The organism is Collinsella aerofaciens, assembly GCF_002736145.1.
In the GTDB taxonomy this organism is placed as follows: Bacteria; Actinomycetota; Coriobacteriia; order Coriobacteriales; family Coriobacteriaceae; genus Collinsella; species Collinsella aerofaciens_A.
This window is the reverse complement of the sequence record NZ_CP024160.1, coordinates 500,331-514,975: the sequence shown is the minus strand read 5'-3', so window position 1 is coordinate 514,975 and position 14,645 is coordinate 500,331. Positions and strand designations below refer to the sequence as shown.

The window sequence follows — 14,645 nt, the reverse complement described above, 5'->3', positions numbered from 1 at the left end:
TTCGGCTCGTGCGGAACTTGCAGCGAGCAAAGCCTAGCCGCCCGACCCTAGGGTTAACTTGGATGATTCTAGCAAATACAACAAGCGAGATGCCTGCGACTTGCGGGCATCTCGCTTTATCTAAATAACGTGGCTGAGAATCAACCTTTGATATGCAGCTCTTACCTTATCGATAGGAAACGCTCTGCTGAGAATCCTTCACGACTACGTCGTGGGCGCCGCCTTCGACGATGGAGGTAGAGCTGACCAGGGTCAGGCGTGCCTTTTCCTGGAGCTCGGGGATCGAGAGGGCGCCGCAGTTGCACATCGTGGACTTGACCTTGTAGAGCGTGCCGCCCACACCGTCCTTGAGGGAGCCGGCGTAGGGAACGTAGGAATCGACGCCCTCGACGAAGCTGAGCTTCGCGGCGCCGCCCAGGTCGTAGCGCTGCCAGTTGCGGGCACGCGCAGAACCCTCGCCCCAGTACTCCTTCATGTACTGACCGTTCACATTGACACGCTCGGTCGGGCTCTCGTCAAAGCGGGCGAAGTAACGGCCCAGCATCATAAAGTCGGCGCCCATGGCAAGGGCGAGCGTCATGTGGTAGTCGTAGACGATGCCGCCGTCGGAGCACACGGGCACGTAAACACCGGTCTCCTCGTAGTACTCGTCGCGAGCGCGGCAGACGTCAATCAGCGCGGTGGCCTGGCCACGGCCGATGCCCTTGGTCTCGCGGGTAATGCAGATGGAACCGCCGCCGATACCGACCTTAATGAAGTCGGCACCGCAGTCGGCCAGGAAGCGGAAGCCCTCGGCGTCGACGACGTTACCGGCACCGACCTTGACGTCCTCGCCGTAGTTGGCGCGGATCCACTCAATGGTGCGCTTCTGCCACTCGCTGAAGCCCTCGGAGGAGTCGATGCACAGAACGTCGGCACCGGCCTCGATGAGCAGCGGCACGCGCTCGGCATAGTCGCGGGTGTTGATACCGGCGCCGACCATGTAGCGCTTGTCGTTATCGAGCAACTCGTTGGGGTTGGTCTTGTGGCTGTCGTAGTCCTTGCGGAAGACGATGCCCATGAGGTGATCATTGTCGTCGACGATAGGCAGAGCGTTGAGCTTGTTGTCCCAAATGACGTCGTTGGCAACCTTGAGGCTGATGTTCTTGTCGCCCACGATGAGCTGCTCACGCGGGGTCATGAACTCGGAGACCTTCTTCTGGTGGTCATCGCGGCTGGGACGATAGTCACGGCTGGTGACGATGCCCAGGAGCTTGCCCTTGGGAGTGCCGTCGTCGGTGACCGGCATGGTGGAGTGACCGGTCTTCTCCTTGAGCTCGATGACCTGCTCCATGGTCATGTCGGGGGTCAGCGTGGAATCGGACTGAACGAAGCCGGCCTTGTGATCCTTGACGGCCTTGACCATAGCGGCCTCAGACTCGGCGCTCTGGGAACCGTAAATGAAGGACAGGCCACCCTCGGTAGCGAGCGCGACACCCATGTCGACGCCCGAGACGGACTGCATGATGGCGGAAACCATGGGGATGTTCAGGGTGATTGCCGGCTTCTCACCGCGCTTAAAGCGGGTTAGCGGCGTCTTAAGCGAGACGTTGTTGGGGATGCACTGCGAGGACGAGTAACCAGGGACCAGCAGATACTCCGAAAACGTGTGGGACTCACCGGGAAAGAACGTAGCCATGTTTCTCCTTTTTCCATGCGACCGGTCGGCTGCAGGCCTCGTAGGACCCAGCCCAACCTTGGGCGCCCAATACTGGGGAAGTATCTTAACGCACTTTGACTGCTACAATGCATGATTTAAGAAGAGCACACGAGGGTTTGACGCAGGCTTTGCGTTTGCCCAGCAAACACTTTAGCGGGAAGACGTGGAGCACATGGTGTACAAGACGACGGCAAAGTTGGTCATTCAAGCGTGCGACAAAGATCTGCCGGGCGTGTTCGGCCACGGCTGCGTCTTGCTGCTGCAGGGTATTGCCCGGGAGCACTCGCTCAACCGCGCCGCCAAAAGCATGGGCATGGCGTATTCCAAGGCATGGCGCATCGTAAACGAGGCTGAAGGGCAGCTGGGCTGCAAGCTCATTGAGCGCGACGGCGCCCGCGGATCATCGCTCACCCCCGCCGGCGAGCGGGCCATAGCGGTCTACGAGGAGCTGCAGGCCGACATCAACAACGTCATCGCCACCAAAGCAAACGACCTCATCGCCAGCATCAAAAAGTAGCTAATTTGCGGAGGGCGTTGTCTAGGACGGACGCTACGACCAGGGGATTGTCGGTGCCGGCGAAGAGGCGGATGGTTCCCACCTGCTTGCCGCGTGGGGCCGAAAGGCGTGTCGTTGCGCCGCCGGCGGGCGACGTGCGGAACTCCCCCGGCAATGTGTCGAACAGCTCACCCGCACTTCGCTCGATAAGGTCAAACTCTACTGCCGGGCCAAAACCGTGCTCCAGGATGCCGGTCGCGATGGCATGGTCGGGATGCGAGGTCAGCCCGGGATAGCGCACGTTGCGTACCATCTCGTTGGCGGCAAGATACTCGGCCAGCGCACGGGCACGGTCGAAGTGCGCCTGCATGCGAGCATCGAGCGAGGACAGCCCGCGTTCCAGCACGTCGGTCTCCTCAGCAGACAGGTCAAGCGCAGACGCACCACAGTCCGCAAGCAACGCGTGCGCGCACTCTGCGGCGGCATCCACGCGATGGCGCTTAAGCTGCGAGCGCGCCACCGAAGCGGCGACGAGCTTGCGCGGCGCAACGCCGGCACACACGCGGTCGAGCGCCTCGAGCGAAAGCACGGCGCCCAGACGCAGCGGGTTGCACCCAAAGACGCCCGACACAGTGTTATCAACCACAAGCAGCGCATGCGACTCACGAGCCGCGCGGCCCAGAGCGCGAAGATCGGGCACACGCAGACCAAACCCGCCGATGGAGTTGACGAACCACCACAGGTGCGGCCCCTCGCCATCAAACGAAGCATCAAAGCCCTCGGACGTAGCAGCAAACGTCGCAGCCGCGGGCTCCCCCACCAGCGCAACATCGCAGCCATCAAAGCCGCAAGCAAACGCATCGGCAAAGTCGTCCGCAAAGGCCACCAAGCGATCGCCGGGCTGCACAATCCCCAGCATCGACAGCGCCGCCGGCACATGCGAGGCCGCAACAAGACACGTTTCACGTGCGCCGGCCCTTACGGCCCAGGTCTCTTCAAGCTGCTGCACGTCCACGCGACACCGCCCCTTAAATAAAACTGAACCAAACTAGCCGTGATATTCGCCGTTGTACTGAATGAGCGTCAGGTCCTCAACGCCATCGAGCGCGCGAATGGCGTCCGCATAGGGCATATCCACACCGTCCGAGAACACCTCGACAGCCATCTCGACCTTGTCACCGCGCATGGTCTTAGACTTGACGGTGAACTTGGTGCGCCCAAATGCGCGCACGATATCGTCGCCAGTAGTCTGGCCCGTGTAGTGGATGACCATCATGTACACGCGCGCCTTGTCCTGGCGGCTCGCAAAGCCGGCAATCATCACCACAATCACCACTGCCGTAAGCCCCACGAGCGCGTACATGCCGGCGCCTGCCGCAATGCCTGTGGTAATGGCCCAAAAAAGATACAGCAGGTCGAGCGGGTCCTTAACCGCCGTACGATAGCGGACGATTGACAGAGCACCGACCATACCGAGCGAGATGACCACGTTGGTCGAAATCGCGAGCGTGACCATGCAGGTGAGCACGCACATGCCCACAAGCGTCACGGCAAAGCTGCGCGAATACACCACGCCGGTAAAAAAGCGCTTGTACACGTAATAGATCAGGACGCCCATGGCGAGCGCCACGAGCAGCGAAAGGCCAATCTTGGCAGGGTCGACCTGGCCAAACGCCTCCAAGACGGAGTTCTTAAAAAAGTCCCTGGTGCTCATGGTCTAAATATCCCCTCGGTTCTCAAAATCCGATTCCCAGTAATTAAATCCGCGCAGGTAGGCGGTCTTTTCGTAACACAGGCAGTACTTGGAGACCGCCGTAAGCTCGGCCGCGCCCGGAGGCACCATATCGCGCACCAGCTGCGGACAAAACTCTGTAAACTTGACCTCCATCACCAGCTTGCCGGGCTCCAGGACTGGCAGCGCGGGCAAGGTCGCGTCAAAGATGTCAAAACTTCCCACCGCGGCACGCACGTTCATGTCAAACGTAATGCGCACAGTGCCCTCATCCATCACCCACGGCTCGCGCTCGTAGTCCACGATGGTCCTCGGGCGCATCATGTTGCAGATGCACTCGATGTAGAACTCGCGACAGAGCGGATAGGGGCTCCTCAGCAAAAAGTCGTAGTCGCCAGCCAGAATCTGCTCAAACTCACCGCGCGTAAGTGGCGCATCCTCCTTGTAAATCCAGCTGCCGTACTTCTTTTTGCGCTCGAGCTTAATCACCTTGTCGCTGCCGTTATAGATGCGCACGCGATACTTTTTGCGCATGAGAATACCGGCGTCTTTTTCCTCGTAGGCCGAGTTACAGTAGTCGTCAAAATACAGGCTGCGAATAGTGTAACCGCCCGCCCGCGCATGCTTGTCCAGCTTAAACACCGGCGCCATGCGGCAGGCAAGCGCGGCGTGCTCGCCCTCGTTAATGAGATATTTGAGCTCGTGGCGGTAACGCTCCTGCGTGGCACGCACAGGCGGTGCCGCCAGGCGCTCAAGCAGCGCGCTAGCCCTCCTCATACGTATCCTCCACGACCTTACCGCCGTCTTGCACGTAAAAACACTTCATGCCGTAGTGCTTGCCGTCGTCGGTCACATAGTAGTCAAACGCATCTTGCGTATAGCCGTCGGAGTTGGTGGCACGCACGCGCACAAAATACTGGCCGGTATCGGGCGCATCGCAGGTCACCTCGGGAAGCAGCACATCCTCGGCCTTAAAGACCACGTCGCTTATGGCATAGTCGCGCGCAAGCTCAACGGTGTAGCGAATGTCGCGCGCCTCAAAATCGTAGGACGCATCCCAGTTAATGCGCAGCTTGCCGTTATCGATCTGCGGCACGCCGATGTAGAAAGGCATGGGCTTTTTAAAACTCTCGCGAAAGCTCTTGTAGTTCTCCTCGATCTCGGAGGGAATCGCCGCGGCGATCTGCTCATATTGGTCCTTGGTGACAGGCAGATTATCGATATCGGGCGAAGCAAAGACTAGCGATTCGGTAACCTCGCGATAATGCTTGATCATCTTGGTCAGGCGCGTCTCGGTCAAATACGTACGCAGGTCCTTGACGGCGCGATCGAGCTCACCGCGGAACGCCTTGCTGCGCAACGCGCGGTTAAACAGCACGTTGCCCCAGTAGTTGCTTGCGCCGCGCTCCCAGCTCGCGTAGTCCGAAAACCCGGTAAGAGAAAGTTCCAGCTTGCGCAGCATGCCGTCGTTGTCCCAATCCAAAAAGTACCAGGTATTTGAGTTGAGCGGGCTGTACAGATAACAGTTGCGGTTCTGCGTATCGCAGTTGCCCGTAAGGATCTGAAACGCCAGCCAATAGACCAGGTTCTCGGTATCAAAGTAGGTGTCGAGCACGTTATCTATCTTTTGCGATTCGTCGTTGAGCGCATCGAGCATCTCGATGAGCTTGGTGTGGTCCGTATCGCCCTTAATCTCGAGCATGCCCTCAAAGTTTGCCTGGTTATAGTCGGGATCATCGGCAAGCTTAATGGTGTCCTCGTAGCGATGGAAATCAAAGCTGTTCACCTTGTACAGGTGCCCGCTCTTATCCAAGCCGTGCGCCTTAAGCGCCGTCTTATTGAGCTGCTCCACCTGCGTAAACAGGCCGTAGTCCTCAAAGGTATCGTTGGACTTTTCGGTCTGGTCGCACACCCACAGATGCACAAACTGCGTGCGCAGGCCCATCATCTGGGGAATCCCGCGGATAAGGTCATAGGCCATCTTGTTGCGAAAACGCACACCCTCGCCCATGTGCTTGTTGAGCGCAATCGCGCGCTGTTGGCGCCAGGTACCCTTGCCCTTTTTGAGCTCCACCTTGTAATTCTTTTGCGAGTTCATGCTCGATGTCTGACCGCGCACCTGCACGGTGGCATTGGGCGCTTCCTCGCCATAACCAACCTCGCCGGCCACCGGGCCGTCTTCGTCGCCCGCCTGCAAAAGCCCCATTACCTGATAGCGCGTCACGCCCATGTCGGCGTAGTCATACACCGAGTACGTATTGATCTCGGCCCAGCTATGATCGGTGTTCTCGGAGCTGTTACCGCGCGAGACCGTCAGGTACATGGTCACAATGCCCGAGTCGTCGTAGACCTCGTACAGCTCGTCCTTATCGCGAAGGTGCTTGGTCTCGCCCGAGGCCTCAGCCTTTTTAATCTTGTCCTGCTTTTTGACCTTTTTGGTCGAGGATTCGTCCTGAGACGAGCAGCCCGAAAGCAACAGCGCACCGGCAGCCGCCTCGATCAGGCAGCGGCGAGACATCAACTTATCGATCATCAGAACCTCCCCAATGTTTTTGGTACAGGCGAACCACCATACGTTCAAACGCACTGCGCGGCTCACCGCCCACGCGCTTGGCCTCGTAGCGTTGCTCAACACGGTCGAGCACCCGGCCAAGTTCGGTAAACCAGCCCGTCTTGTCAGTCGCCACCATGGGCTGCTGGCTCAGGATACGATACGGCAAGTTGGCGGTATAGGTATCGAGCCGCAGCAGCGCCACGATAAAAAACACCGCTGCACCCAACAAAAAGCCAAAGCCGTAAAACTGCTGCGGCAAGAGCAGAGAAACGGCATTCGCTAGCCCGGCCACACCAGCAAACAGCCCCGAGGCCAGCACGGCCCCCTTGTAGTCGGTAAAGTACAGCAAGATGAGCAACACCGTATTGCCCACGGCATACAGGCCATAGCCCACGCACAGCGTGCGAAAATACCCGTGCATCAGGTTATTAAAGCCCAACGGTAGGGCCGAGAGCACCGTGGTCTCGAGCGAAATGACCGCCGCGGTCACAAACAACTGTTTGAGCGCACAAAACCGCAGTTCTCGGTTGAGCGTGGAGAGCATTTCCTCCTCGGCCACCACAATGTCGCCCACCACGCCACCGTCGTTGAACAGGCTGTAGTAGTCGCGGTAGCGCGGATAGAAATTGACCTCGACCGAGACCACAAAGTTGACGGACGTGACCAGGATTGTCAAAAACGCGATAAGCGCCGGCACATCGTGGTAGGGCGCACCATAAAACAAGCCCTTGACCTGCACGCCAATGGGACCGGCCCAAATTATCACCAAATGCGCAAAGAGGCCCAGGTTGGTGAACAGGCCCGTAAGCGCCAGCGGCATAAACTGATCGAGCCACTGCAAAAAGAGCCAGGGGCTGCGGTCGCTCTGAGGAAAATACCGGTATAGCAGCACCACGTCCCAGGCGAGCATAACGCCGTAGCCCAGAGCAATTGATGCCAACAGGCCCTCGACCGGCGGCAGCCCCAGCGCCAGCGCGGCCAGGGCGCACAGGCACGCCACGCCAATGGCGGCCGCAAAGCTGCACAGGATGCCGCGGTAGTCTTTGATGGCCGTGAGGTAACTCATGCCGTTCCAGTTGACGATCATAATGTTGAACAGCCACAGGCACAGCAGCCCCTGCAGCAGCGTGGCGCCCGAGAACAGCAAAAAGACGCCGTAGAGCACCGTGCCCGCAACGAGCATGATGGCGTTGGAGCCCCAAAACGAAGGCAGTATCTCATCCTCGCGCTCGGCAAACAACATATCGGCCAAAAAGCGCGTGACCGGCATGGAGAAAAAGCTCGTGAGCAAAAGCGAGGCCAGCAGTGTGTAGGTCACCATGCACACCAGCAGATCCTGGTTGGCACGCCCTACGCCCCACAGACCGCACAGCACCAAGATACCCACCTGGAGCAGCACGCCCAACAGCATGGGACCCGTGCACACAATGCCGGCGTAGCCGTAAGCGCGCATCGTGGCAAAAAGGCCCTTGCGCCTAAACAGGCGCTTAAGCTCAAAACCGATTCCGGCCACCGGCTACTCCCCCTCTCTGGGCAGGTCAAACGCACGCGCCGTCTCGTCGTACAGCGCGCGATAGTTGGCGAGCATCTGCTCGTGCAAAAAGTACGTGGCAACGCGACGCTGCCCGCGCTCCCCCATCTCAATGCGACGGGCGCGGCTCACGCACATGCGCTCCATGGCATCGGCCAAGCCCTTGCGATACATGGGCGGCGTCACAAAACCCGCCACGCCAAAGTCGTCGCCCGGGGCGCCTTCGAGCAACTCGCGGCAGCAGCCCACCTCGGTCGTCACGCAGGGACGGCGCGCTGCAAGCGACTCCAGCACGCTGAGCGGCTGGCCCTCGGAGATGCTCGTCAAAATGGTAAAGTCGAGCTTTTCCATGTACTCGACCACGTTGACGCGGCCGGTAAAGATCAGGTCGCGCACGCCTAGGGTATCGACCAGCGCGTGGCACTCGGCGCCGTACTCCTCGTCGTCCACGCCGCCCATAATGTGCAGGCGCACCTTGGGCAGGCGCTCGTGCAGCTCAAAGAAGGCATAAATCATTGTCTTGACGTCCTTGATGGGCGCCAAGCGCACCACCGCGCCAATGTCCACCCAGCCGTCATCGGGCTTTAAGGGAATATCCTTAAAGCGGTCGAACTGGATGCCGTTGGGGATAACCAGGCATTTGTCCGCATCGCAGCCCATATAGACCTGCGTCTTGCGGGCGTTATGGAACAAACTCGTCACGCGGAAGGCGCGGCGGTAGATCTCCTCCGAAAGCAGGTAGAAAAAGCGGATCCAGCGGTCCTTGAACGACGGCACCACCCAATCGGCGCGAATGATCTCTTCCTCGCGCTCGCGGGTGTAGATGCCATGCTCGGTCAACAGCACCGGCGCATGGTGAACGCTTGAGCCCAGGCAGGCGAGCAGACCACCGTAGCCGGTCGAGATGGCATGGTACACATCGGCCACCGGCACCTCGCTGCCCAACAGGTAGAGCACGGGCAGCAACATGGAGCGCATGGTGTGGAATGCATCGGCAAAGGGCGTGTAGGGATACTCGGCCAGGCACACGTCGCGAAAGATATCCATAAACGTGCGGCTCTGCAAAAACGAGAGCAGATGCACGCGACGGCGGTAGAAGATATCGAATAACACGTCCCAGTCCGGATTGGAGAGCGACACCAGACGGCGTAACGCCTCGCGCTCACGGTCGTTAAAACTGGCTTCATGTTGCTCACCCGAAAGCCGCAGGGCATCGTCCAGGAACACCTCGTGCACCTCGACCACGTTGCCGGGCAGCTCGTAGACAAACTTGCCACGGTCGGCAGCATGCGCGCCGATCACCCACAGCACAAACTCGTGCTCGGGCATGGCCGTAATGTAGCCATGCATCCAGGTAGATACGCCGCCGTGCACATAGGGGTAGCAACCCTCGAGTACCAAGCAGATTCTCATTTATCGCCACCCTCCTTGCGCTCGATCGTCACGGTCTTATCATTTGCCTTGAGCAGATACAGATTGCCCGTAAGGTGCGTCAGTTCGCCACCCGTCACCGCACCCGGCTCGCCATTATTGGCGCGGAACATGAGCCACGCCTCGTCGTGGAAATTGCCCAGGCTGAGCGTCCAGGCATCCGCGCTGGTATCCACGCTCACCGTCACGGACGAAAAGCGCTGGATGGCACCGGAGCACTCCGACGCCGTCTGGTGCCGCAGGTCGGGCGCGGATTTGGTAAGCCACTCCAGGTAGTCGACCAGGCCGCCCTTGTAGACCTCCCAGCCCTCCTTGGCACCACGATCGGGATCGAGCAAGTCGTCCGGGTGCATAAAATGCGTGCTCACGTAGTGCATGTTGAGCTCGGACACGGCTGCCAGGCGCATGTAGGAATCGTCGACCATGCCGCCCGAGACAATACGCGGCTGCTCCACAATGCCATCGCTCGCCACGCCAAACTCCTGCACGTACGGCAGGTCGGTGCCATCCTCAAAATACGTACTGGCGATGGTCTTAATGCGCGGAACGTCGGTGCCGATGAGCTTGCGCGCGCGGGCCGAAAGGATATTCGACGGCGGAACGTAGACCGAGCCGTGCGCGTTGGGCAGCACCTCGTCCTGAAAGGCGATAAGCTCGTTGAGCGATGCGACGAGCGTCTCCTTGTTCTTCCACGTCTTGTAGTCGTACAGCGTGCCATAGTCGGTGTCCCAGAGCGCCAGCGGCTGATGGTTGTAGCCGTGAAAGCCCAGCTCTCCGCCCATCTGCAGCAGCATGCCGCCAAAGTAGCGGAACTGCGTGGTATCGGCCTGGCGCGCGGGCTCGGTCTGGTTGACCGCGTCCTCGTAATTTTCGATCATCACGCCAGTAAAGCGAACGCCATATTTTTGCGCGAGCTTTTGCAGATCGGGCCACCAGACCTTGGCATAAAAGTCGGCGATGGAAAGCCCGTAGTCGCGCTTGATGTAGGTGCCGTCGCCCGAGGGCACGGGACTGGGAAAGTCGTCCAGATAGAAGACGGCGCTGTTGATGACGGGGTAGGCCGTGGCATCGCCCAGCAGGCTGATCGCCGCGGCATAAAAACCGCGCATGACCTTGTCATAGATACCGATATTGCACACCACGGTGCGACCGCTACCGCAGTCATTCGACCAAATGAGCGGGGCGCCCGCATCGCCGGTCTTAGCCCACTCACGCGCCGTCTCGCGCAGCGAAACCGAAAGCGACGAATCAAAGGGGTCCGAGAGCTCGTAGCGCTCTCCCCCGCCCAGCATAAAGTCCTCACTCGGCACAATGCTTTCGGCTTTTACATAGTCATATCCGGCCGATTCAATGCCAAGCTTGGAGGCAATCACTTGCAGATAGCTCGAGTTATCCGGCGGCATGGCGAGCATAAGCGAACCACCGGCACTCACCCAACTCATAATGTCGCTCAGGTGCGTACCGAGCCCATCGAGCGACGGCATGAGCAAAATCACGCGATCGAAGGAGGTCAGCGAGGGGATGGCATCCGCGCCGTCCAGGGCAAGGTCCACGTCGCGGTGCGCGATCTTCATGTCGAGCAGAATCTGGTCGAACTGCTCCTTTACGTCCTCGACGCCAGCCTGATCGGAATCGGTAATGACCAGGCACGTGGGCTTTTGGCCAAATATTGCCGAGGAAGCCGGCACCGCATCGTTGGCGGCAAGCATCCCCAGCTTATGCTGGCCCGCACTGTACTGTACGCCGGCGCGCTCCACCAGCAGCACGGCCGCCATGGCAATAAAGACCGCCCACACCACAAGCAGCCCCATCCAGCGAAAATGGCCCGCACGGTCGCGGATATGCTGTACCACGCTCATCGGGCCTCCTCTCCGTTGCGCCAAAACGCCAGTTCCTCGCGGTTGGCGGCGCTCAAGTATACATGCTGTTTGTCAATCGCATCGATCACGCGGTGGACCTCGTCACCGTCGCGGCGCATCACCGCCAGGCGCAGGCAAAGCATCCAAACCTCCTGCTCCTCGGGCACGTCGAGCACCAGCTGGTCGGTCACGGCCTGCGCCTCGTCGATCTGTCCGACATCGGCCAGCGCCGTCGCGTATCGAATGCGAAGCTCAAGGGTGTCCTCGCGCTCGCAGCGACGCGCAAGCAAGCGCGCGTACTGTTGGCGCTGAATCTGAGCCACGCGCCCCTCGGCCAAGCCCGAGCCCAAGTATTCACCAAGAAAATCGCAGTATTCATTGAGGTTTTGCGCGCTCGGGTCCGTCTTAAAGGCACGCTCCAGCTGCTGCAGTTTAAGGTCGGACTCCTTGGATATCTGCGCCACCGCCGTCGCGGCATAGTGAGCCACCTCAACGTCGTCGTTAAGCTTAGCCGCCTGCAGCTGCGCCAGGTACGCGTCGGGCTCCTCGGTGAGCAAGGAGAGCATTAGGCGGCGCCGTTCTGCCGGGTCGTTGACGATGAGCGCCTCCTCGAGCGGCACTACGCCCGCATCGGCATCACGTTCGTGCACCAAGATGCTGCGATGCAGGTCGTCGTTGAAGCGCAGCGACTCCAGCGCAGACTCTTTCAGCCCCTCGCCAAACACCGCGCCGCGGACCGATAGCAGAACCACCAGCAACGGGCCCCACAGCGGCACCAGCACTATCACAGCCAGCATGTGCCCGCGCACCGGCAGCAGGCCCAACTTCATAAGCGTCCACAGCACCAGGCAAACCAGCGCATGAATCAGCAGCAAGACGGCAGCAAGGACAAGCGAGATCAAGCGACACCTCCCTCACCGTCACCGGTGTCAGCAATATGCTGCAGCAACGCCACGATTTCCTCGCCGTCGACGGGCTCCACCGCAATCTGCTTTGCGCTCAGGCGCTCACGGATAATGGGCAGATCGCATGCCTTTGCCTGGCGCATAAGCAGGTAGAGCACGTCGCCATCGACCAAGCCCGCCGCGTCGCTCTCGCGGATTGCCGACCCAATTGCGCCCACCAGCTCGCCGACAGGCTCCATGCCCGGTACCACGCGCAGGAGCAAAAAGCTGCCCATCTTGCCATCTGCCAGCGCCTGCTCGGCCGCGAGCTCTTGGCCAAAGGCAGCCTGCTTGAGCACGCAAGTGCCGTCAACGCAACGCTTATCCTGTGCCACCGCTTCATAGTCAAAGGCACGGCCCAGCGCGCTTTCGACCAGGCCGCACAAGATGCGGAACAGATTTTGATAATAGAGGGTCATTTGGTTCTCGGCCGCACGACGCACAAAGATCAACACGGCGGGCGCCCCGTCACGCTCGATCGTGTATCCAAACATGGGAAGCCCCGGCATCAGTTCGCGGTTCACCCACAGGCTCGAACGACCCCCGTCGCCCAAAAGAGGTGCAAGCTGCTCAAGCGTAAGCGAGCGTGCGGCATCTTCGGCAATCGCGGGACTTGCTGCCACCAGGCGTGCAAATGCTCCGCCCGAAACATGGTAGATCGTCACCGAATCGTTCTCGAGGATCTCGCCCAGAAGCTCGCAGCACTTGCGATAGATGTCGCGTGGGTTGAACACGTCAAGCTCCTGCGTCACGGCAAAGATCTTGCCAAAGCTGTCGTGGCGACCCACGATCTGGCGCCTGTACGCACGCTTGTCCTCGATCGCGTCGTGGTAGAGCTGCGTAAGAAACGTATTGCGGTTGCGCACGAGCTCGTTTTGATCGCGCTCCGCCCTAATGGCTTCGCTGTTGCGCAGCTGCACATAGCCGCACACGGCACCCACAACAAAGTACGCAATAAACGGCAGCCAGTTGGACGGCTCGTAGAAAAGGCCCTGGAAGGTATAGCCGTACTGAGTAAAGTAGCTCGCGGCCAAACCCACCGACGCCAGCAGCGCCGCAACCAGGCCAAAGTCCAAGCCATACAGCGTGCCGATGAGCACCACGTAGAACAGGCGATAATCGAGCACGTTGAGCTGGGTCGATTGGGAGAACAAGCGCTCCAGCACTTCAAAGAGCACCCAGGCGGCTGCCGTCTCCAGGCATTTGACAGGCAGCGTGCGCATTTGAATGCGGTCGATGGCCGCGCGCAAGGGGTTGACCTTCTTTGCGCGACCAGCATCCCAGCGAGCCTGAATGGTCGAGAGGTCGCGCAGCAAGTCGTAACGCTGAAACCAGCCATAGCGCACGCGAGCGACGTCGCTGGCAGGCAGGGCGTAGCCGGCAGAATCGCCATAGGCAACTGAGACCCCTGGGAACAGCGACTGAAGGGCCTCGCCCACCTCACCCACCGTGTGATGGAAGGTATCGGCAACGTCGAGCGTCTCAAAGTTGCCATCCCAGCTGTCGAAGATACGGCGTACCAGCACCGAAAGCTCCTCGGCACACAGCAGAGGAAACGCCGCATCCTGCGCGCCCTGCAGAGCGGCCGATCCGGTTGAGCACGCGTCGAACATCGGCACCAAAAACGGGTCCTCCAGCGCGGCAGACGCGGTATACAGGAACGGCACGCGCAGGATCTTGGTCTGAACGCCCTCGCGAGCAGCGTAGTAGCGGCACAGGTCGTTGGCTGCGTGCGCGATAATGCCCTTGCCCGTTCGCCCCGCGGCATCGGCGGCACCCTCGGCACCCGCGGGCCCCGCTACATACAGCAGTTGGACCCGGCGACCCGCGCACGTACGAAAGACCGAGCGAAGCAGCTCGAAATCGCCCACGGTATCGGTATGCGGGGTAAGGTAATTAGACAGGTAGACCACGCGGTCGAACTCGTAGGCCTGCTCCAAGTGCTGAAGCAGCTCTTTCCACGAGGCATGGGGCGACGACTCGTCGCGGCGCGCTTCCTGCGCGGCTACAACCTTAACGTGGTCCCCAGGGAATGCCTTGGCGCAAAAGTCATCGTCAACATATGCGGTGTTGCCAACAACCAGCACCTCCATGGCGTACTCCTCCCCTAAAATCCACTTCTGTCATAGTCAAACATGCGTATTTTACGCTGTCAACGCGAGCTGGAACGCCTTTAAGGCTGTTTTAAGAACATCTTCAGAGGATGAGGGGGTGAAAGGGGGCTAAAAGAACGCTTGATTCGGAAGTATGCGGCAAAATCTTGGCGTGCCAAGCGCACCGGAACACTGCAACGCTCCTACCAGCGGTTCTTTTATGCGAAAAGCCCGTTGTGCTCAGGAGTTCCAGAATTTGCCGCATACTTCCGGTGGGCAATTCCAGAAGTGCGGGGAAAACCGAGA

The 14,645-nt window shown here is 59.9% G+C and carries 11 protein-coding genes; 1 reads left to right on the top strand and 10 read right to left on the bottom strand.

From position 1 onward, the window contains the following. Positions 1-166: 166 nt before the first annotated feature. Positions 167-1,678: an IMP dehydrogenase gene (locus tag CSV91_RS02215; RefSeq protein WP_099431630.1), complete on the bottom strand. Its 1,512-nt coding sequence runs from the start codon at positions 1,676-1,678 to the stop codon at positions 167-169. 193 nt (positions 1,679-1,871) lie between these two features. Between CSV91_RS02215 and CSV91_RS02210 the strand changes: the two genes are divergently transcribed. Further along, positions 1,872-2,216, top strand: a complete 345-nt coding sequence (locus CSV91_RS02210) for a winged helix-turn-helix domain-containing protein (protein ID WP_099431629.1) — start codon at positions 1,872-1,874, stop codon at positions 2,214-2,216. On the opposite strand, the gene CSV91_RS02205 is transcribed toward CSV91_RS02210, so the two are convergent. The 9 genes from CSV91_RS02205 to CSV91_RS02165 are packed head-to-tail and all read right to left on the bottom strand — an operon-like array spanning position 2,206 to position 14,339. Beyond that, positions 2,206-3,210 (bottom strand): PLP-dependent transferase, encoded by a 1,005-nt coding sequence (locus CSV91_RS02205; protein ID WP_099431628.1) that lies wholly within the window; start codon positions 3,208-3,210, stop codon positions 2,206-2,208. The two genes, CSV91_RS02210 and CSV91_RS02205, sit on opposite strands and share 11 nt — an antisense overlap. Positions 3,211-3,243: 33 nt before the next feature. Further along, positions 3,244-3,909 carry a DUF4956 domain-containing protein gene (locus tag CSV91_RS02200; protein ID WP_099431627.1) on the bottom strand — a complete coding sequence of 222 codons (666 nt, stop codon included), beginning with the start codon at positions 3,907-3,909 and terminating at the stop codon, positions 3,244-3,246. A 3-nt stretch (positions 3,910-3,912) separates the two neighbouring features. Continuing rightward, a complete protein-coding gene (locus tag CSV91_RS02195) occupies positions 3,913-4,704 on the bottom strand; it encodes a polyphosphate polymerase domain-containing protein (RefSeq protein ID WP_022094956.1) in 792 nt (263 codons plus the stop codon). Then, positions 4,691-6,460, bottom strand: coding sequence for a CotH kinase family protein (locus CSV91_RS02190; protein WP_099431626.1), 1,770 nt, complete (start codon positions 6,458-6,460; stop codon positions 4,691-4,693). Before CSV91_RS02190 ends, CSV91_RS02195 begins: the two co-directional genes overlap by 14 nt. Continuing rightward, the gene (gene pelG, locus CSV91_RS02185; protein ID WP_099431625.1) at positions 6,450-7,994 is read right to left on the bottom strand and encodes an exopolysaccharide Pel transporter PelG; all 1,545 of its coding nucleotides are present in this window, start codon (positions 7,992-7,994) and stop codon (positions 6,450-6,452) included. The genes CSV91_RS02190 and pelG overlap by 11 nt, the downstream gene beginning before the upstream one ends. A gap of 3 nt (positions 7,995-7,997) precedes the next feature. Next, complete coding sequence (pelF, locus tag CSV91_RS02180) at positions 7,998-9,425, bottom strand: GT4 family glycosyltransferase PelF (protein ID WP_099431624.1); 1,428 nt, start codon at positions 9,423-9,425, stop codon at positions 7,998-8,000. Continuing rightward, positions 9,422-11,302: a DUF2194 domain-containing protein gene (locus CSV91_RS02175; protein ID WP_099431623.1), complete on the bottom strand. Its 1,881-nt coding sequence runs from the start codon at positions 11,300-11,302 to the stop codon at positions 9,422-9,424. The genes pelF and CSV91_RS02175 overlap by 4 nt, the downstream gene beginning before the upstream one ends. Further along, positions 11,299-12,204 (bottom strand): hypothetical protein, encoded by a 906-nt coding sequence (locus tag CSV91_RS02170; RefSeq protein WP_099431622.1) that lies wholly within the window; start codon positions 12,202-12,204, stop codon positions 11,299-11,301. The genes CSV91_RS02175 and CSV91_RS02170 overlap by 4 nt, the downstream gene beginning before the upstream one ends. Beyond that, positions 12,201-14,339, bottom strand: coding sequence for a DUF4118 domain-containing protein (locus tag CSV91_RS02165; protein WP_099431621.1), 2,139 nt, complete (start codon positions 14,337-14,339; stop codon positions 12,201-12,203). Before CSV91_RS02165 ends, CSV91_RS02170 begins: the two co-directional genes overlap by 4 nt. Positions 14,340-14,645 lie beyond the last annotated feature (306 nt).